19 protein-coding genes and 2 pseudogenes are annotated in these 23,127 nt (G+C 48.2%); 14 read left to right on the top strand and 7 right to left on the bottom strand.

Annotated features, from left to right (window positions below; translation table 11 throughout):
- Positions 1-54: 54 nt before the first annotated feature.
- The 5 genes from rpsL to AC3ARB_RS09635 all read left to right on the top strand — a co-directional run bounded on the left by rpsL (position 55) and on the right by AC3ARB_RS09635 (position 11,865).
- The gene (rpsL, locus tag AC3ARB_RS09655) at positions 55-468 is read left to right on the top strand and encodes a 30S ribosomal protein S12 (RefSeq protein WP_488320349.1); all 414 of its coding nucleotides are present in this window, start codon (positions 55-57) and stop codon (positions 466-468) included.
- A gap of 17 nt (positions 469-485) precedes the next feature.
- Positions 486-956, top strand: a complete 471-nt coding sequence (gene rpsG, locus AC3ARB_RS09650; RefSeq protein ID WP_488320348.1) for a 30S ribosomal protein S7 — start codon at positions 486-488, stop codon at positions 954-956.
- 235 nt (positions 957-1,191) lie between these two features.
- Positions 1,192-3,270: an elongation factor G gene (gene fusA, locus AC3ARB_RS09645; protein ID WP_488320347.1), complete on the top strand. Its 2,079-nt coding sequence runs from the start codon at positions 1,192-1,194 to the stop codon at positions 3,268-3,270.
- A 175-nt stretch (positions 3,271-3,445) separates the two neighbouring features.
- Positions 3,446-10,702 carry a DUF1542 domain-containing protein gene (locus AC3ARB_RS09640; protein WP_488320346.1) on the top strand — a complete coding sequence of 2,419 codons (7,257 nt, stop codon included), beginning with the start codon at positions 3,446-3,448 and terminating at the stop codon, positions 10,700-10,702.
- Positions 10,703-10,809: 107 nt separating this feature from the next.
- Positions 10,810-11,865 (top strand): IS3 family transposase, encoded by a 1,056-nt coding sequence (locus AC3ARB_RS09635; protein ID WP_488320345.1) that lies wholly within the window; start codon positions 10,810-10,812, stop codon positions 11,863-11,865.
- Between the two features lie 59 nt (positions 11,866-11,924).
- Here AC3ARB_RS09635 and AC3ARB_RS09630 read toward each other — a convergent pair whose 3' ends face one another.
- The gene (locus AC3ARB_RS09630) at positions 11,925-12,725 is read right to left on the bottom strand and encodes a DUF975 family protein (RefSeq protein ID WP_488320344.1); all 801 of its coding nucleotides are present in this window, start codon (positions 12,723-12,725) and stop codon (positions 11,925-11,927) included.
- Between the two features lie 262 nt (positions 12,726-12,987).
- Here AC3ARB_RS09630 and tgt point away from each other — a divergent pair, with 262 nt between their 5' ends.
- The 6 genes from tgt to AC3ARB_RS09600 all read left to right on the top strand — a co-directional run bounded on the left by tgt (position 12,988) and on the right by AC3ARB_RS09600 (position 18,426).
- Positions 12,988-14,130: a tRNA guanosine(34) transglycosylase Tgt gene (gene tgt, locus AC3ARB_RS09625; RefSeq protein ID WP_488320343.1), complete on the top strand. Its 1,143-nt coding sequence runs from the start codon at positions 12,988-12,990 to the stop codon at positions 14,128-14,130.
- A gap of 157 nt (positions 14,131-14,287) precedes the next feature.
- Positions 14,288-14,710, top strand: a complete 423-nt coding sequence (locus tag AC3ARB_RS09620) for a GNAT family N-acetyltransferase (protein ID WP_488320342.1) — start codon at positions 14,288-14,290, stop codon at positions 14,708-14,710.
- Positions 14,711-14,884: 174 nt separating this feature from the next.
- Positions 14,885-16,099, top strand: coding sequence for a pyridoxal phosphate-dependent aminotransferase (locus tag AC3ARB_RS09615; RefSeq protein WP_488320341.1), 1,215 nt, complete (start codon positions 14,885-14,887; stop codon positions 16,097-16,099).
- A 160-nt stretch (positions 16,100-16,259) separates the two neighbouring features.
- On the top strand, positions 16,260-17,042 hold the full coding sequence (gene codY, locus AC3ARB_RS09610; protein WP_488320340.1) for a GTP-sensing pleiotropic transcriptional regulator CodY: 783 nt from the start codon (positions 16,260-16,262) through the stop codon (positions 17,040-17,042).
- On the top strand, positions 17,042-17,590 hold the full coding sequence (locus AC3ARB_RS09605) for a cysteine hydrolase family protein (RefSeq protein ID WP_488320339.1): 549 nt from the start codon (positions 17,042-17,044) through the stop codon (positions 17,588-17,590). The genes codY and AC3ARB_RS09605 overlap by 1 nt, the downstream gene beginning before the upstream one ends.
- A 158-nt stretch (positions 17,591-17,748) precedes the next feature.
- Entirely contained in the window at positions 17,749-18,426 is a 678-nt protein-coding gene (locus AC3ARB_RS09600; protein WP_488320338.1) for a phosphoribosylaminoimidazolesuccinocarboxamide synthase, read from the top strand.
- 305 nt (positions 18,427-18,731) lie between these two features.
- On the opposite strand, the pseudogene AC3ARB_RS09595 reads toward AC3ARB_RS09600, so the two are convergent.
- The 3 genes and pseudogenes from AC3ARB_RS09595 to AC3ARB_RS09585 all read right to left on the bottom strand — a co-directional run.
- Positions 18,732-18,992 (bottom strand): annotated as a pseudogene (locus AC3ARB_RS09595) (helix-turn-helix domain-containing protein); the annotation flags it as partial.
- Positions 18,993-19,177: 185 nt separating this feature from the next.
- Positions 19,178-19,516 carry a Cd(II)/Zn(II)-sensing metalloregulatory transcriptional regulator CadX gene (cadX, locus tag AC3ARB_RS09590; RefSeq protein ID WP_488320337.1) on the bottom strand — a complete coding sequence of 113 codons (339 nt, stop codon included), beginning with the start codon at positions 19,514-19,516 and terminating at the stop codon, positions 19,178-19,180.
- An 11-nt stretch (positions 19,517-19,527) separates the two neighbouring features.
- Positions 19,528-20,142, bottom strand: a complete 615-nt coding sequence (locus tag AC3ARB_RS09585) for a CadD family cadmium resistance transporter (RefSeq protein WP_488320336.1) — start codon at positions 20,140-20,142, stop codon at positions 19,528-19,530.
- A gap of 28 nt (positions 20,143-20,170) precedes the next feature.
- Between AC3ARB_RS09585 and AC3ARB_RS09580 the strand changes: the two are divergent.
- Positions 20,171-20,339, top strand: a pseudogene (locus tag AC3ARB_RS09580) (FanG protein).
- A gap of 96 nt (positions 20,340-20,435) precedes the next feature.
- Here the strand turns inward: AC3ARB_RS09580 and rpmG are convergent.
- Both rpmG and rpmF read right to left on the bottom strand, forming a co-directional pair.
- Entirely contained in the window at positions 20,436-20,585 is a 150-nt protein-coding gene (rpmG, locus tag AC3ARB_RS09575) for a 50S ribosomal protein L33 (RefSeq protein ID WP_039692519.1), read from the bottom strand.
- A gap of 15 nt (positions 20,586-20,600) precedes the next feature.
- Complete coding sequence (gene rpmF / locus AC3ARB_RS09570; protein WP_488320335.1) at positions 20,601-20,783, bottom strand: 50S ribosomal protein L32; 183 nt, start codon at positions 20,781-20,783, stop codon at positions 20,601-20,603.
- Positions 20,784-21,001: 218 nt separating this feature from the next.
- Between rpmF and AC3ARB_RS09565 the strand changes: the two genes are divergently transcribed.
- The gene (locus tag AC3ARB_RS09565; RefSeq protein WP_488320334.1) at positions 21,002-21,694 is read left to right on the top strand and encodes an AzlC family ABC transporter permease; all 693 of its coding nucleotides are present in this window, start codon (positions 21,002-21,004) and stop codon (positions 21,692-21,694) included.
- Complete coding sequence (locus AC3ARB_RS09560; RefSeq protein WP_488320333.1) at positions 21,687-22,007, top strand: AzlD domain-containing protein; 321 nt, start codon at positions 21,687-21,689, stop codon at positions 22,005-22,007. Before AC3ARB_RS09565 ends, AC3ARB_RS09560 begins: the two co-directional genes overlap by 8 nt.
- A gap of 50 nt (positions 22,008-22,057) precedes the next feature.
- Here the strand turns inward: AC3ARB_RS09560 and AC3ARB_RS09555 are convergent, their stop codons facing one another.
- Positions 22,058-23,020 (bottom strand): LacI family DNA-binding transcriptional regulator, encoded by a 963-nt coding sequence (locus AC3ARB_RS09555; protein WP_488320332.1) that lies wholly within the window; start codon positions 23,018-23,020, stop codon positions 22,058-22,060.
- Positions 23,021-23,127: the final 107 nt, after the last annotated feature.

Raw genomic sequence — 23,127 nt, 5'->3', positions numbered from 1 at the left:
GGGCGTCACCGCTGGCCTATCAACCAAAATTAAAATTTTTACAGGAGAATGTAGATGCCTACAATTAACCAGTTGGTTCGTAAACCACGTCAATCTAAAGTAGAAAAATCTAAGTCACCAGCGCTTAACGTTGGTTACAACAGCCACCGCAAGGTTGCTACTAACATCTCTTCACCACAAAAACGTGGTGTTGCTACCCGTGTTGGTACCATGACCCCTAAAAAACCTAACTCGGCTCTTCGTAAGTTCGCTCGTGTTCGCTTGAGCAACTTGATCGAGGTTACTGCTTACATCCCAGGTATCGGCCACAACTTGCAAGAGCACAGCGTGGTGCTTATCCGCGGTGGACGTGTAAAAGACCTTCCGGGTGTGCGTTACCACATCGTTCGTGGTGCACTTGATACTGCAGGTGTAGCTAACCGTAAACAAGGCCGTTCTAAATACGGTGCGAAACGTCCTAAAGGTTAAGAAAGGGGAGTAAGAGAATGAGTCGTAAAAACCGTGCACCAAAACGCGAAGTTTTGGCAGATCCATTGTACAATTCTAAATTGGTTACTCGTTTGATCAACCGTGTCATGCTTGACGGTAAACGCGGTACTGCTGCTAGCATCGTTTACGGTGCTTTCGAGCAAATCAAAGAAGTAACTGGCAACGATGCTAACGAAGTCTTCGAAACAGCTATGGAAAACATCATGCCTGTTCTTGAAGTTCGTGCCCGCCGTGTTGGTGGTTCTAACTACCAAGTACCAGTTGAAGTTCGTCCAGAGCGTCGTACAACCCTCGGTCTTCGTTGGTTGGTAAACGCTTCTCGTGCCCGTGGTGAGCACACTATGGTTGACCGCTTGGCTAAAGAAATCATGGACGCTGCTAACAACACAGGTGCGTCTGTTAAGAAACGTGAAGACACCCACAAAATGGCTGAAGCCAACCGTGCCTTCGCACACTTCCGTTGGTAATCTAAGACACGAGAGCCTTAAACAAGTCCTAGACAAAATAGGAGATTTTATCTTTTTGTCAGTGACTTGTAGCTCGAGTTCAATTCAACTGGTTTAATAAAGCAATTTGTTTTGAACATTACCAATACCCAATTCAAAAGAGAAAAGCCGAACGGGTGGGCCTCTGCCTATCCGTTTTTCTCAAAATATGGTATAATACTACCGTTATTAAAATTATATAGGAGAACAAGACCTCATGGCACGCGAATTTTCACTTGCTAAAACTCGTAACATCGGTATCATGGCCCACGTTGACGCGGGTAAAACCACGACTACCGAGCGTATCCTTTACTACACTGGTAAAATCCACAAAATCGGTGAAACTCACGAAGGTGCATCTCAGATGGACTGGATGGAGCAAGAGCAAGAGCGTGGTATCACCATCACCTCAGCTGCGACAACTGCTCAATGGAAAGACACTCGTGTAAACATCATTGACACCCCGGGACACGTTGACTTCACCATCGAAGTACAACGTTCCCTCCGCGTTCTTGACGGTGCGGTTACCGTTTTGGACTCACAGTCAGGTGTAGAGCCACAAACTGAAACTGTATGGCGTCAAGCGACTGAGTACCGTGTTCCTCGTATCGTATTTGCCAACAAAATGGACAAAATCGGTGCAGACTTCCTTTACTCAGTATCGACTCTTCACGATCGTTTGCAAGCAAATGCTCACCCAATCCAACTCCCAATCGGTGCTGAAGACGACTTCTGTGGTATCATTGACTTGATCAAGATGAAGGCTGAAATCTACACCAACGACCTTGGTACAGATATCCGCGAAGAAGACATCCCAGCTGAGTACCTTGAGCAAGCTCAAGAGTACCGTGAGAAATTGGTTGAAGCTGTAGCTGAAACTGACGAAGAGCTCATGATGAAGTACCTTGAAGGTGAAGAAATCACTAACGAGGAACTTAAAGCTGGTATCCGTAAAGCGACCATCAACGTTGAATTCTTCCCAGTTCTTTGTGGTTCTGCCTTCAAGAACAAGGGTGTTCAGTTGATGCTTGACGCGGTACTTGACTACCTCCCAAGCCCAATCGACATCCCAGCGATCAAGGGTATTAACCCAGATACAGATGCAGAAGAAGAGCGTCCATCATCTGACGAAGAGCCATTTGCGGCCCTTGCCTTCAAGATCATGACTGACCCATTCGTAGGTCGTTTGACCTTCTTCCGTGTTTACTCAGGTGTCCTTAACTCAGGTTCATACGTGATGAACACCTCTAAAGGTAAACGTGAGCGTATCGGTCGTATCCTTCAGATGCACGCTAACAGCCGTCAAGAAATCGAAACAGTTTACTCTGGTGACATCGCTGCTGCCGTTGGTTTGAAAGACACCACTACTGGTGACTCATTGACTGACGAGAAAGCCAAAATCATCCTTGAGTCAATCAACGTTCCAGAACCAGTTATCCAATTGATGGTTGAGCCTAAGTCTAAAGCTGACCAAGACAAGATGGGGGTTGCCCTGTCTAAATTGGCTGAAGAAGACCCAACCTTCCGCGTTGAAACCAACCCAGAAACTGGTGAAACAGTTATCTCTGGTATGGGTGAGCTTCACTTGGACGTTCTTGTTGACCGTATGCGTCGTGAGTTCAAGGTAGAAGCTAACGTTGGTGCACCTCAGGTATCTTACCGTGAAACCTTCCGTGCCTCTACTCAAGCCCGTGGTTTCTTCAAACGCCAGTCTGGTGGTAAAGGTCAATTCGGTGACGTATGGATCGAATTCACACCAAACGAAGAAGGTGCAGGTTTCGAGTTCGAGAACGCTATCGTCGGTGGTGTGGTTCCACGTGAATTCATCCCAGCGGTTGAAAAAGGTCTCGTTGAATCAATGGCTAACGGTGTTCTTGCCGGCTACCCAATGGTTGACATCAAGGCTAAACTCTTCGATGGTTCATACCACGATGTCGACTCATCTGAGACGGCCTTCAAGATCGCGGCGTCACTCGCTTTGAAAGAAGCGGCTAAAGCTGCACAACCAGCTATCCTTGAGCCAATGATGCTTGTTACTATCACAGCTCCAGAAGACAACCTTGGTGACGTTATGGGTCACGTGACTGCACGTCGTGGTCGTGTTGACGGTATGGAAGCTCGCGGTAACGTTCAAGTGGTTCGTGCTTATGTGCCACTTGCTGAAATGTTCGGTTACGCGACAGTTCTCCGTTCAGCGACTCAAGGTCGTGGTACCTTCATGATGGTCTTCGACCACTACGAAGATGTGCCTAAGTCTGTACAAGAAGAAATCATCAAAAAACACCGTGGTGAGTAAGATTTTCTTATAAATTCACAAAGGTTCAGGGTTTTGCCTTGAACCTTTTGATGTGCGATTTTTTGAGCACTATTAGAGTTCTAGAATGATGAGTGTGGTTAAAAAACTGGATAACCAAGAAAAGGTATGGTAGAATAGTATTGAGTGACTATAGATTAAGGAGAATGTTCTCGTCATGAAAGTTCAAAATCAAAATACTCACCCGAGTGGGGAAAAAGTCCTTCGTTACGGTATTCGTAAGTTCAAGTTTGGAGCGGCATCAGTAGCTGTTGCAGCAAGTATTTTTATGGGAGTAACCGCTCAGGCTCAAGATATTGAGACTGGTGTTTTGGAAACTTCGAAATCAGATGCAGCTGTTGGGGATGAGTCTAGTATTGGACAGGGTTCACGAGTATCAATTGTTGAAGAGCCGCCAGTAACTAACCAAACTTCTGAAAAAGACTCAGATTTAGAAGCGACGGTTGATGGCATTGAAAAGGAATCTGTTCTAGTTTCTGATGAAGAAGAGAAAACACTTATCCAATCAGAGCTTGTGACTTCTCCAACGGTAGAAGCTAATCCTTCTCCTGTAGTTTCAATTACCTCAGTAGTAGAGGATATTCAGATCGCTTTAGAAACGCTTCCGAGTGCGACAGCTGTTGAGGGGCAGCCTGAGACAGAGGTAACTGGACAGACGGGATTTAGATCCGCTGGTCGAACAGCTTTTAGGGCGGCGGTGACAGGTGTTAATCCGCCAAGTGTTTCGGATGTTCCTACTAATATTTATAGTTTCTTTGGTCAAACAGTCCACATTCCGATGACAATTGTATCGGACACGCCTATCGTGCGGACCAAGATGGTATTTGCTGGTATCAATAGCAATACTGAGCAGCCAATTCCAGGGATTACCTTGGGTACGGATGGGGTCTTATCAGGAACTTTTCCTGAGGTTGCAGGGATTTATACGCGTGAGTTCATTTTTGAGAATGAAACTGGGCGCTACCGAAGCGATCGTGTGAATCTTCAAGTGGTCAACGTGACGACTAACGAAGTGCCAGTGGAGTATGGTGTTCCTGTTACTGAAGAAGATGTTCGGAATGCTGTCCGTGTTGAAAAAGGACGCAATCCTCTGATTAGCGATGATGACATTGTCAAATCTGTCATTATCCCTGAGGGTGGTTTGCCGATTTATGGTACCAGTACGGTTAGTGTCGTTGTTCAGTTACCAGACGGATCGACCAAGGTAGTGCCGGTAACGGTTAATTTCTCGCCGATTGGGGACAAGTTCACTGCTCAAGGTGGTGAAACGACTTATTCAGATACTGATACTGCTGAAGCGGCGGCTGAGGCTATTCGTGCGGCTGTGACAGTAGATCCAGCGGCTGGTAATGTCACTAAAGTTATTCAAGGGAATCCCCCGCTTCAGCAAGGTCGTCATATTATCCCTGTTAAGGTTGTCTACCCTGATTTGAGTGAAGACATTGTTGAAGTACTGGTCAATGTAACGCCAAATGCTGCCCAAACTGCGGCCCGTCAAGCCATTGAAGAGGCGGCAACAGCCAAGACCAATCAAATTGACAGCAATGACAACCTGACAGATGAGGAAAAAGCTGCTGCTAAGGCCCGTGTCACTGAGGAGAAAACCAAGTCCCTTGATGCTGTCAACGCGGCGACCACTAGCCAGGCCATCGAAACGGCGAAAAACTCAGGTACCAGTGCTGTTAATCAAGTTAACCCAGCCCCTGTTGCCAAGTCAACGGCTGTCGCAGCCGTTAACCAGGCAGCGATTAACAAAAAAGCTGAGATTGATGCTGCTGATTTGACCGATGATGAAAAAGCCGCAGCCAAGGCTCAGGTTGATGAGCAAACAGCCCAAGCGGTTGCAGCTGTCAATGCTGCTCGGACTAATCAGGCGGTAAGTGCGGCTCAAACAGCTGGGACGACAGCCGTCAATCAGGTTAACCCAACCCCTGTTGCCAAGCCAGCAGCCCTTGAGGCCATCAATCAAGCAGCTGAAGCTAAGAAAACTGCTATTGACAACAATAGTAACTTGACTGCTGAGGAGAAAGCCGCAGCTAAGGCTCAAGTTGATGAGCAGACAGCCCAAGCTCTTGCAGCTGTCAATGCTGCTCAGACCAATCAAGCAGTAACAGCCGCTCAAACGGCTGGAACGACAGCAATCAGTCAGGTTAACCCAGCTCCTGTTGCTAAACCAGCAGCGATTGCAGACCTAACCCAAGCGGCTGACGCTAAGAAAGCGGAGATTGATAACAATACCAACCTGACGCCAGCAGAAAAAGAGGCTGCTAAAGCCCAGGTGGATGCTGAAAAAGACAAGGCCATCACTGCGGTAAACGACAGCCCAAGTCATGACACGGTGACGGCAGCTAAAGCCCAAGGTGTGACAGCAATCGATGCCATCAATCCAACGTCAATCAAGCCAGCAGCCCTTGACGCCATCAATGCGGCAGCTCGTGAGAAACGTTTGGCCCTCAACTCCAACCGAGATATGACTCGAGAGGAGCGAGCTGAGGCACGTGTTGAAATTGAAAATGAGCGTCAAGCAGCCCTTGCAGCTCTTGAAGCGGCGAATACCCCAGAGGAGATTTTGGCGGCACAAGATAGAGGTGTTGCGACCATTTCAGCCCTGCCATTGGTTTCGGAAGTCAAAAATGCAGCACGTAGCACAGTAGACAATCTGGTAGCGGATAAGAAGGCTCAGATTGATAACCGAACAGATTTGACACCAGAAGAAAAGGCGTCTGCTAAGACCCTGGTGGACAAGGAAGCGGATAAGCTTCGAGATGCGATTAATAAGTCAGGTAGCAATACTGAGGTTGCTCTGACCAGCCGTAAAGCTAATCAAGTTATCCCTGCCATTAACCCACAAGCTAATGCGAACCCTAACATTGCTGAATTGGAACAAGCGGCTGAGGACAAGAAAGCGGCCATTGATCGTGACCCAGCTTTGACTAGCGACGAAAAAGAAGCGGCCAAGGCCCAAGTGGAAGCAGAAAAAGCCAAATCGGTTGAAGCCGTTCGTGCGGCAACAACGCCAGAAGCAGCAGCAGCGGCCCGTGATGCTGGCCGTGCCACCCTTGATAACTTTACAGCAACTCCGGTCGCTAAGCCAGCGGCTATTGACGCCATCAATGAAGCGGCTCGCCAGAAGCGTTTGGCCCTCAACTCCAATCGTGATTTGACCCGTGAGGAGAAAGCGGAGGCACGTGCAGCTATTGAAGCGGAACGCCAGGCAGCCTTGGCGGCAGTGGAAAATGCCACCACAACGGCCCAAGCTCAGGCAGCCCAAGATGCGGGTGTGGCTGACGTCACAGCTATCAGTCTGGAATCAGCCAGCAAGACTGCCGCACGTCAGACCGTCAACCGTTTGGTAGATGAGAAACGTGCTCAAATTGATGCCAACCCTGACCTGACCGCAGAAGAAAAAGAAGCGGCCAAGGCGGGGGTTGATAAGGAGTCGGTTAAGCTCCTTGATGCCATCAGCAAGTCAGGTAGCAATGCAGAAGTTGCTATTACTAATAAAAAAGCAACAGATGTCCTGCCTGCTATCAATCCGCAATCCAACGTTAAGCCGACAGCTGTGGCGGAACTTACCCAAGCGGCAGAAGACAAGCGTGCTCAAATCGACGCTAACCCTAACTTGACGGAGAGCGAAAAAGCAGCGGCTAAGGCTCAAGTTGATGACCAGTTGGCCAAGGCTCAGGCGGCTATTCGTGATGCTGTAAACAGTACGGACACTGCGGCCAGCAAGGCAGCTGCTCTAGCTGAGATTTCAAGCATCAACCCAACTTCTGAGGTCAAACCAGCAGCTATTGCTGAAGTGAACCGAGTGGCGGATGAGAAATTGGCCGCTATCGAGGCTGACCCACAAGCCACTGAAGAAGAAAAACGTGTGGCCAAGGAGCAGGTTGAGCGGGAACGCAACACAGCGATTACCAATATCAATACTGCCACAACGGATGAGGCCATCCAAGGTGCCAAAGAAACGGCAACAACAGCCCTGACAGATGTTAAGCCTGAAGCTCAAAACAAGCAAACAGTTCTGGATGATATCAATCGAGTGGCGGAAGCTAAGTTGGCAGAAATCAACAACAATACTGCCTTGACGACGGAAGAAAAGGCAGCTGCTCGTGACCAGGTGGAAGCAGCACGTTCTGCGGCGACCCAAGGTATCACTGACGCGGCAACGGATGAGAGTTTGACAGCAGCCAAGAACCAAGGCACAAGCAAGATTACCAGCATCAGCCCAACCCCTGTTGCCAAGCAGGACGCTCAAGCAGCCTTGCGTCAGGCTCAAGCTGATAAGCTGGCGGCTATTGATGCCGACAATAGCTTGACCAATGAGGAAAAAGATGAAGCTAAGGTTCAGGTGGAAGCGGCTGTTGCCCGTGCTCAACAAGCCATCGAACAGGCAACAACCAATGCTGACGTGGCGTCAGCTAAAGACAGCGGCGTTACGGCTGTCGCGGCCATCACTCCTGTTAGTCAGGTCAAACCAGCAGCTATTGCTGAAGTGAACCAAGCCGCTGATGCGAAATTAGTTGCCATTGACCAAGATAGCAACTTGACCATTGAAGAGAAGGCGGTGGCTAAACTTCAGGTGGAAGCGGAACGCCGTCAAGCCTTGGAAGCTGTTGAAGAAGCGGTTGATAATGCGGCAATTGCAGCGGTTAAGGCCAATAGCATTGCAGCTATTACTGGTTTGGCACCGATTGCTCAGGCCAAGTCAGCAGCCATTGCAAGTTTGGACGAGGCTAGTCTGGCTAAGCGTGCAGCCATCAATGCTAATGATGAGCTGACCATCGAAGAGCGGGAAGCAGCGATTGCTCAAGTGGAAGAAGAGCGTCGTCAGGCTATCGCAGCGATTGCCCAGGCTTTGAGCAATGCTGACGTGGCCCAGGCAGCTCAAGCTGGTCTTGCTCAGGTTGCAGCAGTAAGCCCTGTTGCTATCGCTAAGCCAGCAGCTCTGGCAGCTATTAACCAGTTGGCAGCTGCTCGTCTGGCTGATGTGGATGCCCCAGGTGCCCACCCAGATGCGACGGAAAATGAGAAACAAGTGGCTCGTGAGCAGATTGAGAAGGAGCGTCAAATTGCTCTGAACATCATCAAGACCCTCTTGACAACCAAGGCGGTTGAGGCTGCCCAGGAAGCTGGAGCGGCGGCCATTTCGGTGATTCAACCAGAAGCCCAGGCCCGTGCGGCAGCCATTGCGGACGTCAATGAAGTGACCGATGCGAAGTTGGCAGCGATTGAGGCCAATGACATCCTGACCGTTGAGGAGAAGGCTGAGGCCATTGCTCAGGCAGAGCGTGAGCGTGAAGCTGTTGTGGAACGCATCACTAATGCCATGACGGATGAAGCCATTACTGAAGCCAAGAACCAGGGTATCAGCGGCATTTCTGAAATCAACCCAGAACCTGTGGTCAAACAGGGAGCCATCGACGCCATCAACCAATTGGCTGCTAACCGAGGTGCAGCCCTAGATGCGGACACTACCCTGACCGATGAAGAGCGTTTGGCCGCTAAGGAGCAACTGGAAGTTGAGCGTGCCAATGCTGTCGCAGCGGTTATCAGTGCGGTAAGTGCAGAGGATGTTACGAACAGTCAAGCTATCGGTACAGCTGCGGTTGAGGCCGTTGAAGCTATTGCCGAGGTCAAACCAAAAGCCATCTCTGAAATCAATGATATTGCTGCAGCGAAGCAGGCTGCTCTTGATGCTGACAATACTCTGATGGTTGAAGAGAAGGCTGTTTACAAGGCTCAGGTAGAAGCGGAACGTTTGGCTGCTCTAGAGGCGATTGATTTTGCCAAGAACAATGCAACAGTGGCTAGTCAAAAAGAAGCTGAGGCAGAAGACATCCGTGATATTATTCCAGTACCGCCAACTGTGAAAGCAGCAGCAACAGAAAATATCAACCGTATTGCGGCTGAAAAGAGTGCTCTGATTGAAGCTGACACAGCCTTGACGACGGAGGAGCAAGCGATTGCTTTGGCTGAAGTTGAAAGTAAACGTGCGGCAGCGATTGTAGCGGTTATCCGTTCGACCACAACAGATGGCATCACAAGCATTCGTCAAACGGCGACGACCGCTATTCAGGCGGTAACGCCAATGGCTCAAATCAAGCCTGCAGCCATCGAAGCGATTCGCAGCTTGGCGGCTGCTCGTAAGGCAGCTATTGACGCTAAGTCAGGCTTAACGGATGAGGAACGTGCAGTGGCTAAGGCTCAGGTTGACCAAGAGCGAGAAGCTGCGATTGAGGGCATTCGTCAGGTCGGTTCTAATGCAGCGGTGACAGGTGTTCGAGCGAGTGGGTTGGCAGCCATCGCTGCGATTGATCCAGAATCAAGACCGGAACCAACTCCAACGCCAGAACCAGTTCCAAGTCCGGAACCAACTCCAACGCCAGAACCAGTTCCAAGTTCGGAACCAACTCCAACGCCAGAACCAGTTCCAACACCAGAACCAGTTCCAAGTCCGGAACCAACTCCAGCACCGGAACCAGTTCCAAGTCCGGAACCAACTCCAGCACCGGAACCAGTTCCAAGTCCGGAACCAACTCCAACGCCAGAACCAGTTCCAAGTCCGGAACCAACTCCAGCACCAGAACCAGTTCCCAGTCCGGAACCAACTCCAGCACCAGAACCAGTTCCAAGTCCGGAACCAACTCCAGCACCGGAACCAATTCCAACGCCAGAACCAGTTCCAAGTCCGGAACCAGTTCCAACCCCGGAACCAGTTCCAAGTCCGGAACCAGTTCCAACCCCGGAACCAATTCCAACGCCAGAACCAGTTCCAAGTCCGGAACCAACTCCAGCACCGGAACCAATTCCAACGCCAGAACCAGTTCCAACGCCGGAACCAACTCCAACACCAGAACCAGTTCCGACCCCGGAACCGAAGGTGAGTATGTCGGGTGAATCTGTTACTAGCGACCCTCTCCCAGAATATGTGTTTAACCCGTCAGATTTTGCAGATGTTCTACCGTCAGAAGTTCCCCCAGTCTCAGAACCGATGATTAGCATGTCAGGTGAATCCGTTACTAGCGATCCTCTCCCAGAATACGTGTTTAACCCGTCAGATTTTGCAGATGTTCTACCGTCAGAAGTTCCCCTAGTCTCGGAACCGATGATTAGCATGTCAGGTGAATCTGTTACTAGCGACCCTCTCCCAGAATACGTGTTTAATTCGTCAGATTCTGAAGGGCAGCGCAATCAAGGGGTATCGGTCCAAATCATTGAAATTCCTACTCCGACGGTCCCTGTTTCCTCTGCAATGTTGTCAGAGGTAGCGGAAGAACGAGTTGTTCAGTCTCAATCGATAGCTGCTGACCGATTGCCAAACACAGGAGAACTTGGGGGTATTGCGCCATTGATTGGTGGCTTCCTGTTCAACGCTGGTTTGGTTGGTCTCAGACGTCGTGATAATGAGTAAACTGAGAGACTAACTGGAAAACACTCTAAGGAATGATTGATATACTCCCCCTATAGTGGACAGTGAAAAAACAACAATTCACTAGAAACTATAGAGGGAGTTTTCATATGTCCAAACGAAGTCCAAAATCAGTCGAAGAAACGTTAGAACTTGTCTTGCTGTATCTAGAACAGGGGGTATCCATTTCAACCCTAGTCAGTTCTTATGGCGTGGCTAAGACAACTATCAAGAGTTGGATAAGACGATACAAACGATTGGGAGTCGAGGGACTAAAAGAGAGTCGAACTTGGAATCATTATCGTAAAGAGTTGAAAGAACAGGCTTTACAAGATTATCTAGCTGGCCGAGGAGGATTAGAGAAGATTGTTGATTGTTACAATATTTCTCACCGCAGTGTTCTCAACCGTTGGATAAAGCAGTATACTAGTGGTAAACCATTAACAGCTACTAGTAAAGGATTGAGTCGCATGAAACAAGGCCGTAAAATCACTTTTGAAGAAGGTGTTGAGATTGTCAACTTCACGATTTCTCACAACAAGAATTATCAGACAGCGATTGAGACCTATGGTGCCTCCTACCAACAAGTCTATGCTTTGGTTCGCAAGTTTAAGAAGGATGGGAGTCAAGGTTTTGTGAACTTTGAGGAGAATTTGCTCAATCGAGAGTTCACAGCTGATGCACCTAATCAGAAGTGGTGTACCGATGTGACTTTCTTGCACTATGGTCTAGGTTCGAAGGCTTATTTGAGTGCCATCAAGGCTCTCTATGACGGCTCAATCGTTGCCTACCATATCAGCCAGCACAAGGACAATTCCCTCGTGATGGAGAACCTGCGAAAGGCAATGGCGGCGAATCCAAGTGCCAGGCCACTGCTCCATAGTGACCGAGGCTCCCAGTATACCTCCAGAGAGTACCGCCTGGTCACCAACCAACTTCAACTGTCCAGATCAATGTCACGGGTTGGTAAGTGCATTGACAATGAGCCAATCGAGAGTTTCTTTGGGCATTTTAAGACCGAGTGCTATGACTTGAAGACTTACAAGACCTTCGAAGAATTGGTCGAAGACATCGATGCCTACATTTATTTTTACAATCATGAACGGTTTCAAGAGAATAAAAATGGCCTTGCTCCTCATTTCAAGAGGGGCAAGGCCATGGCTTAAAACTTTTATTATTTCATTGTCCACTTGACAGGGAGCAGTTCAAGGAGCAGGTCACTTAACTAGGCGGTTTTGGGGTGTTTGAGTTGGTCGTAGAAAATGGTTTGGGCTGCCCAGTGGTAGGGGATAACGTAGAAGGAGGCCAGGCCTAGGGTCAGAGGGATGAGGAGGAGCCAGCCGATGAAGGAGAGGTGGAGGATGAAGAGGTCAAATTTATGGCCTTTCATGAGCTGAACGCTCTCCTTGATGATGTCAAAGGGGTTTAGGTTGCCTCCTTCTTCCACCCGATCAAAGAGGATGAAGTTGGCCTGACTGTAGGCGTAGGTCTTGATGATGAACATGACAAAACCGATGATGACTGGGACGATGAGCAGGGCTCCGCTACCGTCTATTGCCATGCCGCCAGAGGTTGAACCCAAGATGGCGTAGATAGCCAAGCCAAAGAGGGGAGTGAACATGAGCAGGAACCAAGGCAGAAGCAGGAGAATATGAACCAGGTAGAGTAGGAAGAGACGGAACAGGTAGGGACTGTTAAAAGCCCTAAAGCTGTCTTCGTAGCTGGCCTCAGTCCGCTTTTTGCGGTAGGCCTCTAGCAAGGTGTAGGCGGCTGACATGAGGAGGACGGTGGTGATAAAGGATAGGAGTTGGTTGAAGATGTCGGCGGAGATACCTGTTGAATGGCTGATGGAGGTGGGTAGGCTACTTTCCTCTCCGTAATGGTAGACTTGATTTTCCCAGCTAGCCTTGACACGGAGGAAACCTGGCAGGAGATTGGCTAAAATGGGGAAGAGAAAGAGTTTGCCTTTACCTATCAGGTTCTTTAGGAGTTGGCGGGCTTCTTGGCGAATGTCGTGTGCGGTCATGGTTTGGACCTCCTTGTTTTTTTCTTGTTTATATTATACACCTTTTAAGGGAGGGGGGCAAGGGAGACAAGGCTAGTCGGAGCCGGAGTTAGAACAAGTTTGATGGCTGTATTTTTGACGGAAAGGTCAAGCAAAACAGACGAGAGCTGATAACGAACAGGCTTAAATCAGAAATTCAGCCAGTCGCCAGACTAAGCTTTTTATGGTAAAATAGGGAGGTTATCAGCCCAGAACTGTATTTTCTGGTTGCAAAGGAGAAAACATGACAGATTACCCCATCAAATACCGTCTGATTAAGACGGAAAAACACACCGGTGCCCGTCTGGGTGAAATCATCACCCCCCACGGCACTTTCCCAACCCCTATGTTCATGCCCGTTGGCACCCAGGCCACGGTCAAGACCCAGTCACCTGAAGAGCTCAAGGAAATGGGTTCAGGCATTATCCTGTCCAACACCTACCACCTCTGGTTGCGACCAGGTGATGAGCTGATTGCCAGGGCTGGTGGCTTGCACAAGTTCATGAACTGGGACCAGGCTATTTTGACTGATAGCGGTGGTTTCCAGGTTTATTCTCTGGCGGACAGCCGTAACATTACCGAAGAAGGGGTGACCTTCAAAAACCACCTCAACGGGTCCAAGATGTTCCTGTCACCTGAAAAAGCCATCTCTATCCAGAACAATCTAGGCTCGGACATCATGATGAGTTTTGATGAGTGTCCCCAGTTCTACCAGCCTTATGATTATGTGAAAAAATCCATCGAGCGGACCAGCCGCTGGGCGGAGCGGGGGCTCAAAGCCCACCGCCGCCCGCATGACCAAGGCCTTTTCGGCATCGTTCAAGGGGCTGGCTTTGAGGACCTCCGTCGCCAGTCAGCCCAGGACCTGGTCAGCATGGACTTCCCAGGCTACTCCATCGGTGGTCTGGCTGTGGGTGAAACCCACGAGGAGATGAATGCGGTTCTGGACTTCACCGTGCCCCTCCTACCAAACGACAAGCCCCGTTACCTGATGGGTGTTGGAGCCCCTGACAGCCTGATTGATGCGGTTATCCGTGGCGTGGACATGTTCGACTGCGTCTTGCCGACCCGGATTGCCCGCAACGGCACCTGCATGACCTCTGAGGGGCGTTTGGTGGTCAAAAATGCCCAGTTCGCTGAGGATTTTACCCCGCTTGACCATGACTGTGACTGCTACACCTGTAAGAACTACACCCGAGCCTACCTCCGTCACCTGCTCAAGGCTGACGAGACCTTCGGTATCCGTCTGACCAGCTACCACAACCTCTACTTCCTGGTCAACCTTATGAAAAAGGTCCGCCAGGCCATCATGGACGACAACCTCCTGGAGTTCCGCCAGGACTTCATGGAACGCTACGGCTATGGCAAAAACGGTCGAAATTTCTAAAACTAGTGTCCAAGACGATTTGGACGGTCACCCTTGCTCTGTCAAGGGTTTTTAGTTATAATGGGCTTATGATTGTAAGATTTTAACTGATACTTGACGCCTAAAAATCGACCCACCGTGTGTGGATTCTTTGTGATACAGTGAAAAGGAAAAAATCATGACTATTCAGTTAAAAGAAATCATAAACAAAGAAGAGAAAAAAACAATCGCCACAGCCATTTTAGCAGACCTACCAGACTGGTTCGGCCTGCCTGACAGCACTGCAACCTACATTCTGGAAGGTCAGGATTTGCCTTTTATTGCAGCCTTTAAGGGAGAGGAAGCCATCGGCTACATTGTCCTTAAAGCTAGTAGCAAGGACTGTGCCGACATCTTTGTCATGGGGATTAAGCAGGCCTACCATCGTAAAGGTATCGGACGCCAACTCTATCAAGCCTACGAGGAATTAGCGAGCAATCTAGGCTACACCTATACTCAAGTGAAAACCGTTCAGACGGGTCACTACGAGGTCTATGATCGCACCAATGCCTTTTACCAGGCCATGGGCTTTAAGGAACTGGAGTGCTTCCCAACCCTTTAGGACCAATGGAGCCCTTGTCAGATTTATATCAAGGCGATTGGTTAGGATTTTTTGGGGAAATAGCAGAGCAGGTTTGGGAGTTCTACTATGGGATTTAAGATGATGAGAATTTAGGTGAAAATGTTTTTACATTTTGGTCAAATCGGGGTATAATCATATCACGAGGTAAAGTTTATGAAGATATTTAACAAATCATCAAAATTAGAACATGTGGCCTACGACATCCGTGGCCCAGTCTTGGACGAAGCTAACCGCATGAGAGCCAACGGCGAGAGTATCCTGCGGTTGAACACCGGTAACCCAGCTGAGTTTGGGTTTACGGCCCCAGACGAGGTCATTCGAGACCTGATTCGCAATGCCCGTCAGTCAGAAGGTTACTCCAACTCTAAGGGCATCTTCTCCGCCCGCAAGGCCATTATGCAGTACTGCCAGCTGAAAGACTTCCCTAACATTGACGTCGATGATATCTACATCGGTAACGGGGTGTCTGAGCTAATTACCATGTCCATGCATGCCCTCTTGGACAATGGCGATGAGGTTTTGGTGCCTATGCCTGACTACCCGCTTTGGACGGCTTCGGTCAGTCTAGCAGGTGGTAAGGCCGTTCACTATATCTGTGATGAACAGGCTGACTGGAACCCAGACATTGCCGACATCAAGTCAAAAATCACCGACCGGACCAAGGCCATCGTCATCATCAACCCAAACAACCCAACAGGTGCTCTTTATCCCAAGGAATTGCTGGAGGAAATCGTGGAAATTGCCCGCCAGCACGAGCTGTTGATTTTCTCTGATGAAATCTATGACCGCATGGTCTTTGACGGTTTGGAGCACACACCGATTGCTAGTCTAGCTCCTGACGTCTTTGTGGTGACCATGAATGGCCTGTCCAAGTCCCACCGCATCTGCGGTTTCCGAGTGGGCTGGATGGTTCTGTCAGGCCGTAAGGACCACGTTCAGGGTTACATCGAGGGCCTCAACATGATGTCCAACATGCGGCTTTGTTCTAACGTTCTGGCCCAGCAGGTGGTTCAGACCTCTCTGGGAGGCTACCAATCGGTGGACAAGCTCCTCCAGCCTGGCGGCCGCCTCTACGAGCAACGCCAATTCATCACCAAGGCCATCAACGACATTCCTGGCCTGTCAACCGTTAAGCCCAAGGCTGGTCTTTACGTCTTTCCTAAGATTGACCGAGACATGTACCGAGTGGAGGATGACGAGCAGTTTGTTTTGGAATTCTTGAAAAAAGAAAAGGTCATGCTGGTTCATGGCCGAGGCTTCAACTGGAAGGACCCAGACCACTTCCGCATCGTTTACCTGCCAACCGTCGAAGAACTGGGGGACTTGCAGGAAAAACTCTATCGTCATTTGCAACGTTACAAACGGTAAAACCAAACGCCTTTCGGGGCGTTTTTGCCTGATTTGCTAACTTTTCATGTGATAATTGGTCTAATTGTTAAAATAATCAAAAATTTTCTGATAATTATTTGCATAATGGCCCCAGCTTTGCTATAATATGAAATGACATTTAGTAGAAAGAAGTAGACCAGTGAATTTACTAGCGAAAACAAGGAAAATCACAGCCATGTTGCAGCGGGCTGCGGACAGCCTGCACGACGACTTGCCTTACACGGCAACAGCCAGTCAGATGGCAGACATCATTGACTGTAACGCCCTGATTATTGATACCCAGGGCCATTTCTTGGGTTATCACCTCAAGTATAAAACCAGCAACGAGCGAGTGGACAATTTTTTTGAAAACCTCCAGTTGCCTGAAACCTATATGCGGGCCACTACTCGGGCCTATGAGACCGAGGCCAATCTTCCTGTTAGCAATGAGCTGACGGTCTTTCCTGTGGAGTTACAGGACGTTTTCCCTGACGGAGTGACCACTTTTGCTCCCATTTACGGTGGCGGTATGCGGCTGGGTTCTTTGATTATCTGGCGAAATGACCAAAAATTTACGGAAGAGGATTTGGTTTTGGTTGAGTTGGCGGCCACGGTGGTGGGTATCCAGCTTCTCAACCTCCAAACGGAGAACCTGGAGGAAACCATTCGCAAGCAGACGGCTGTGACCATGGCGGTTAATACCCTGTCTTATTCGGAAATGAAGGCTGTCGCAGCCATCCTGAACGAGCTGGACGGGACGGAAGGTCGCCTGACAGCCTCTGTCGTGGCGGATCGGATTGGGATTACCCGAAGCGTGATTGTCAACGCTTTGAGAAAATTAGAGAGTGCAGGCATCATCGAGAGTAGGTCTCTGGGCATGAAGGGGACCTACCTCAAAGTCCTCAACGAGGGCATTTTTGACCAATTAGAGGATTACCAGTAATGACCAAGGCCTTGATTTGTATTGATTACACCGTGGACTTTGTGGCCGACGAGGGCAAGCTGACCGCAGGGAAGCCTGCCCAGGCCATCGAAACCGCCCTGGTAGGGGCGGTTGAGTCGGCCTATGCGGCGGGGGATTATGTCTTTTTTGCCGTTGATGGCCATGATGAAAACGACCAGTTCCACCCTGAGAGCAGGCTCTTTCCCCCTCACAATATCAAGGGGACCAGCGGCCGTGACCTCTACGGTAGTCTCGCAGGTCTCTATGAGAAAATTGCAGGTTCAGATCGGGTTTTCTGGATGGACAAGCGGCACTATTCGGCCTTTTCTGGGACGGATTTGGATGTTCGTCTGCGGGAACGCGGGGTCAAGACAGTGGTCTTGACCGGTGTCCTGACGGATATCTGTGTCCTGCACACGGCCATCTCTGCCTATAACTTGGGTTATGAGATTGAGGTGGTTGAGGCTGCGGTGGCTTCTTTGGATGAGTCGCGCAGCCAGTTCGCTCTGGCCCACCTGCAAGGGGTCCTGGGTGCCAAGTTAGTCTAATCTGAAGCGTCAGCATGGTGCTGGGAGTTTTCCCAGCACCATTTTTTATCAAAACAATAAAAATAATCGGAAAAAGAACGAAAATAAATAAAAGGCTAGCTTATTTTAATTAAAAGTTGTATAATAAAGGAACAATAATTAAAAAAACGGAGGCTATCATGCGGAAGATTTATACCGGCAAGACCAAGGATGTCTTTGAGTTGGACGACAAAACTGTCCTTTTGCACTTTAAGGATGATGTGACGGGCAAGGACGGGGTTTTTGATCCGGGTGAGAACCAGGTGGGTCTGCAGATCGAGGGAGCGGGTCGTGCAGCCTTGGCCATGACCGAGTTTTTCTATGAGAAGCTTAACGCTCTGGGGCTCAACACCCACTTTGTTTCTGCTGAGGTGGAGAAGAACCAGGCGGTGGTCAAGAAGGCCCAGGTCTTTGGTAAGGGGGTTGAGGTGATTGTGCGTTACCGAGCGACTGGCTCCTTTACCCGTCGTTATGGCGACTACATCGCTGAAGGCACTACCCTGCCAGCTTACGTGGAAGTGACCCTTAAAGATGACGCCCGTCAGGATCCTTTGGTGACGGCGGATGGTTTGGCCGTTTTGGGCATCATGACCTTGGACCAATACGCTGAGCTGGAAGGCTTGGCCAAGGAAATCGGTCAGGTGGTCAAGGATGAATTGGCCAAGAAGGATTTGGACCTCTACGACATCAAGTTTGAATTTGGCTTGATCGATGGCAAGGTGGCCCTGATTGACGAAATTTCAGGCGGCAACATGCGGGCCTATCAGGGTGACACCTACATTCTCCCACTTGATTTGGAGAAAATCTTGCTGGGTTAAGACTAGAAGAAATGGCAAAAACGGCCCTTGGGCCGTTTTTGATGTGTTTTTGGCGAGTTCAAATTGAAGGTAAAAAATAAACCCTGGCCATCAAGCTAGAGTTTATCCGTCGGTTGTCTTACTTAATCTCAGTAAAGGTTAAGTATTTTCTATTTTAGCTGTTAGAAACGTTTATATATCAACGTTTTTGTAATGTTCCTTAGCAAAAGGTAGAGTGAATGGTAGAGTAGTTATTGCGTTAGTTCAGCAATTTTATCAAGATAAATACCCACAGCTTCTAATTTTCGTTGTGGTGCTAATTCAGCGTAAGTATACATTCTTTTATCTACAGATTCCAAATCTCTAAATAAAATAGAGCTGAAGCAGTGGTAAAACATATTTTCAACAAACTTGGCAATATCTCCAAAAATAATTTCTTTATAGTCCGAGTCGGTTTGAGTATTCAAATAAAGCAATATTGAAGCGGTAACTTGTCGCTTTCCCTTTTCAACTTGGCTAACTTGACCTGCATTACCTAGGTCACTTTGCTTTAAATTATACTTTTTTCTTAAACATTTGATGGGCATCTCTAAAAACTCAATTAACAAAAGTCAAAACGCTGATTTAATAGGCTTTTAACTTAGAAAAAGTCAGTAAAATGCTAGTTTTTAGAGATTCCCTGATACGAGTAGGTATTTCTTGTGAGTAATTTTCATCAAAGAATTTCATAGATAAGCCCCCTATAAACATGGAAAAGTAGTAAAAATAGTTGTTATCCTAGTTGATTAAAAAAATCTCGGATTTCCTCATCTTTTATAAAATAATATATAATTTTCCCCTCTCTTCTAGTGTCCAAGATGTTTTGGTTGGCTAGTTTACGAAGATGGTGGGAGGCAGATGCCATACTGAGATTTAGTAAACAGGCTATATCGCAGACACAGAGTTCTTCAACAGCAAGGAGATAAAAGATGATATTTATCTGTTTATTATCGGTAAACTTTGATAAAATGCGAAGTGATTTTTGGACTTTTTCCTTTTCAATGTAGTTCGTTGCAGTTGTAACATTTTGTTGATTTATAACATTTACTTGGCAGATACTATCTTTTTTCATAATATTTTCTCCTAGCCTAACACAGTCCATAGCATGTCAAAACTGTTGTTTTCAATCAGGATATATATCCCCAATCCTATATAAACAACGGCAATAAACCATCTGCTATATTTTTCCAAAGTTTCTCCAACAGAAGGGACTTGTGCCAATTTTTGGGCAGAGAAAACCAAGAGATAAATCATGACTAGAAAGGTAAGTAAAGCCACTATCAAATTTGCTAAATTTAAGGTAGTAAAATATGGGACAAAGACACCAATATTGTCAGCACCACAACTTGCAAAAGTAATCATAGCGACTAGAAAAATCAGGTTTTTATTATCTTTGCGCAAACCTTCTTTGGCAATAGCTTCTCCATCAGAATCTCCTAAAAGCAAAACTTTGAGGCCTAGGAGAATTGGAATCAAACCGAGCAAACCTAAAATCTCTTTACTAGGAATAAAATCTAAGACAAATGCAAAAAGCAAACTTAGCAATATTAGACTAACAGAGCCTAGAAATTGTCCTAAATAGATGTTAATGATGTCTTTTCTGCTTTTTCTTTTGGCAAAGAATAACATTAGGATAATAAGTAAGTCTACGGCTGTCCCAGAATACAGGATTATTGAAGTGACAACATTTTGAATCATAAAACACCTCATTCAAATATATTTTTGAATGTATTTTAACATTAAACTTTGTAGATGTCAACTTCTAGCTCCACCAAAATATAGATAAGAAGTAAGTGTACCAAATATTAAAAAGCCCTGCCATCGAAATGATAGCAGGACTTAACTTCAATATCCAAATGATATATTCATCTAAAAAAGGTAGAGTAAAAGGTTGAGTTCTTATTGATTTATATTGCAATGTAATGAACTTAAAAAATTCAAAAATCGCTTAAAATCAATGATTTGACGTCTAATGACGTGTAGTGAACCCCTTACTTAATCTCAGTGAAAATCACGTGCTTACGCAATTTTGGAGAGTATTTTTTCAATTGAAGACGGTCTGGGGTGTTACGTTTGTTTTTAGAAGTCAAGTACAGACGCTCACCAGATTCTTTGTGTTCAAGTGTAATGTTTACGCGCATGATAGCTCCCTTCTATTATTCAGCTGCAGCAGCTTTGGCGATTTTACGGCCCTTGTAGTATCCTTTAAGAGATACACGGTGGGAGCGTGAGTAGTCACCAGTTACTTCGTCAAATTTTACAGTCTTAGCTGTCAATTTGTAGTGAGTGCGGCGTTTGTTCTTTTTCGCTTTTGATGTGCGACGTGCAGGTACTGCCATTTCTTTGTTTCCTCCAATGATGTGTTTTGATTTTCATCAACTTACTTATTCTACCACACCTTTTTTGTAAAGTAAAGTTACTTGACAGATTTTTTTAAGATTTTTGTGGAAAATGGCAGAGCTGCTCAGCTATTTTCCCCGAAGCTCAATAGCCCTCTTGTTACTAGGGCGGTTTTGTGATATGATAAGGTTCTAAAAAAACCTGAAAGGAACTTGCGATGACAGCTTTTCAACAAGGTCTGCGGGCGGCGGTGCCGACCGTTTTTGGCTATGCCAGTATCGGTCTGGCCTGTGGGATTTTGGCTGCCCAGTCAGGAATTTCGCCAGCAGAGATGTTGCTCATGAGCCTCTTGGTTTACTCAGGGTCAGCCCAGTTTGCCATCTGTGGTCTGGTCTTGTCTGGAACTGATGTCCTGAGCGGTGTCCTGACCATTTTCCTCATGAACCTGAGAAATCTTCTCCTTAACCTGCATGCGGCCACCATTTTTGGGCGGACGGCCAGTTTTGGCCAGCAGCTGCTCATGGCCAGTTTCATGACGGATGAGAGTTATGCCCTCATGCTGACCCACGACCTGGAGACAGGTCAGGTGGAGCCAGCCTGGATGTACGGCAACAACCTGGCCAGCCAGGCCAGTTGGGTGGTGTTTACGGTTTTGGGGACGGTCTTGGGCGAGCTCCTGCCTGACCCGACCCGTTTGGGCATTGATTTTGCCTTGGTTGCCATGTTCGTGGCCATCTTTGCCGGCCAGCTGGAGGCCCTAGCCAAGCGTGTGGCCCGCCAGCGACTGGTCCTGATGTTAGGAGCGGTAGCAGGGGCCTATGGCTTGGGGACCTTCTTCTTGCCGAGCTCCCTGGCGGTTTTGCTGGCCACCTTGGTCGGCTGTTTTGTGGGGGTGTTGACCGATGACTAAGACCATAACCTTGATTTTGCTGGCTGCTCTAGCCAACTGGTTGCCCAAGATGTTTCCCTATTTTTTGGTCAAATGGGCCAAGCCACCACAGAAGGTGCTGGCCTTTCTCTCCTACCTCCCCAGCTGCATCATGTTTGCCCTGCTCCTGTCCAGCATCACGCAGACCAGCCCCGGCCAACTCCCTCAGATTAAATGGGTTGAAACGCTTGCCATCCTACCAACGGCCCTGGTCCTCTACAGGTTCAAAAACCTTATTGCCACCGTGCTGGTCGGGGTGGCAGCCGTGGCCCTTCTGCGTTTTTTGGGTCTGTGAATCTGACTAAAGAAAAAAACTGGAAGACCGCTAAGGCTTCCAGTTTTTCTTTACACACTCCCCCCGCTCAGGAGACTGATGGGCAGGATGTATTCTTTATTGGTTTTTTGGCCGTCAATCTGTTTGACGAGGACGTCTACCATGAGTTGGGCCAGTTCCTTGATGGGTTGCTTGATAGTGGTCAGCTCAGGGTGGTAGGTCTCGACAAACTTGCTGCCGTCGTAGCCAATTAGCTTGAGCTGGTCAGGGATACTGAGGCCCAGTTCCTTGGCAATCTTGATGGTCAGGATGGCGGTCAAGTCATCGGAGATAAAGAGGCCATCGGGTTTGTCCTGGGTCAGGAGGGTTTTGATTTCCATTTCCTTGCGGATGGGTGAATAATCGCTGGGCAGGTTGATAACGGGGGCGTCGGGCAGGATGGATTGGAAGCCCTGCCTACGGAGTCCGGTCGGGGAGTTGGAGTTGTCGTTACCTGCAATCATCATGATGCGGGCACAGCCATTTTTCCTCAAAGTGGTCGCCGCCGTGATGCCACCCGCAAAGTTGTCCGAGGAGACGACCGTGAGGCCAGGGGCCAGGTTGCGGTCAAAGGAGACGATGGGGGCCTCCACCCGCTGGTAGTCGTCAATGCCAAGGTTATGGCTGGAGGAGATGATGCCATCGACCTGGTTGGCCGCCAGCATCTCCAAGTAGTCCCGCTCCTTGTCGGGGTCGTTCTGGCTGTTGCAGATGATGACCTTGTAGCCCTTTTTGAAGAGCTCAATCTCCAGGTACTCAATCAGCTCGGCGTAGAAGACGTTGGAAATCTTGGGGAAAATCAGGCCAATCAGCTTGGCCGACTTGCCCTGGAGGCTTCGGGCCAGGTTGTTGGGCTTGTAGCCCAGTTCTTTCATGGCTGCCTGGACCTTTTTGATGGTTTTGTCGGACAGGTAGCCCTTTTTGTTGATGACACGGGACACGGTGGTGGGGCTGACCCCAGCCAAGGCGGCCACGTCAGTGAGTTTTGCAACCATTAGTCGTTCCTTTTGTGTTAAACGTTTAGCAGAATGGGCGAAAAGAAAAGGAAAAATCGTTTTCACTTTTTCGCCAGTGATAACATTGTAGCATAGACGGCGACAAA

The organism is Streptococcus sp. ZY171113, from assembly GCF_057748235.1.
This window is presented reverse-complemented; position numbering and strand designations above follow the sequence as displayed.

Excerpts from the sequence above, each read along its gene's own strand:
- rpsL (WP_488320349.1), top strand. The coding sequence starts at position 55 with ATGCCTACAATTAACCAGTTGGTTCGTAAACCACGTCAATCTAAAGTA.
- rpsG (WP_488320348.1), top strand. The coding sequence starts at position 486 with ATGAGTCGTAAAAACCGTGCACCAAAACGCGAAGTTTTGGCAGATCCA.
- fusA (WP_488320347.1), top strand. The coding sequence starts at position 1,192 with ATGGCACGCGAATTTTCACTTGCTAAAACTCGTAACATCGGTATCATG.
- AC3ARB_RS09640 (WP_488320346.1), top strand. The coding sequence starts at position 3,446 with ATGAAAGTTCAAAATCAAAATACTCACCCGAGTGGGGAAAAAGTCCTT.
- AC3ARB_RS09635 (WP_488320345.1), top strand. The coding sequence starts at position 10,810 with ATGTCCAAACGAAGTCCAAAATCAGTCGAAGAAACGTTAGAACTTGTC.
- AC3ARB_RS09630 (WP_488320344.1), bottom strand. The coding sequence starts at position 12,725 with ATGACCGCACACGACATTCGCCAAGAAGCCCGCCAACTCCTAAAGAAC.
- tgt (WP_488320343.1), top strand. The coding sequence starts at position 12,988 with ATGACAGATTACCCCATCAAATACCGTCTGATTAAGACGGAAAAACAC.
- AC3ARB_RS09620 (WP_488320342.1), top strand. The coding sequence starts at position 14,288 with ATGACTATTCAGTTAAAAGAAATCATAAACAAAGAAGAGAAAAAAACA.
- AC3ARB_RS09615 (WP_488320341.1), top strand. The coding sequence starts at position 14,885 with ATGAAGATATTTAACAAATCATCAAAATTAGAACATGTGGCCTACGAC.
- AC3ARB_RS09605 (WP_488320339.1), top strand. The coding sequence starts at position 17,042 with ATGACCAAGGCCTTGATTTGTATTGATTACACCGTGGACTTTGTGGCC.
- AC3ARB_RS09600 (WP_488320338.1), top strand. The coding sequence starts at position 17,749 with ATGCGGAAGATTTATACCGGCAAGACCAAGGATGTCTTTGAGTTGGAC.
- cadX (WP_488320337.1), bottom strand. The coding sequence starts at position 19,516 with ATGAAAAAAGATAGTATCTGCCAAGTAAATGTTATAAATCAACAAAAT.
- AC3ARB_RS09585 (WP_488320336.1), bottom strand. The coding sequence starts at position 20,142 with ATGATTCAAAATGTTGTCACTTCAATAATCCTGTATTCTGGGACAGCC.
- rpmG (WP_039692519.1), bottom strand. The coding sequence starts at position 20,585 with ATGCGCGTAAACATTACACTTGAACACAAAGAATCTGGTGAGCGTCTG.
- rpmF (WP_488320335.1), bottom strand. The coding sequence starts at position 20,783 with ATGGCAGTACCTGCACGTCGCACATCAAAAGCGAAAAAGAACAAACGC.
- AC3ARB_RS09565 (WP_488320334.1), top strand. The coding sequence starts at position 21,002 with ATGACAGCTTTTCAACAAGGTCTGCGGGCGGCGGTGCCGACCGTTTTT.
- AC3ARB_RS09560 (WP_488320333.1), top strand. The coding sequence starts at position 21,687 with ATGACTAAGACCATAACCTTGATTTTGCTGGCTGCTCTAGCCAACTGG.
- AC3ARB_RS09555 (WP_488320332.1), bottom strand. The coding sequence starts at position 23,020 with ATGGTTGCAAAACTCACTGACGTGGCCGCCTTGGCTGGGGTCAGCCCC.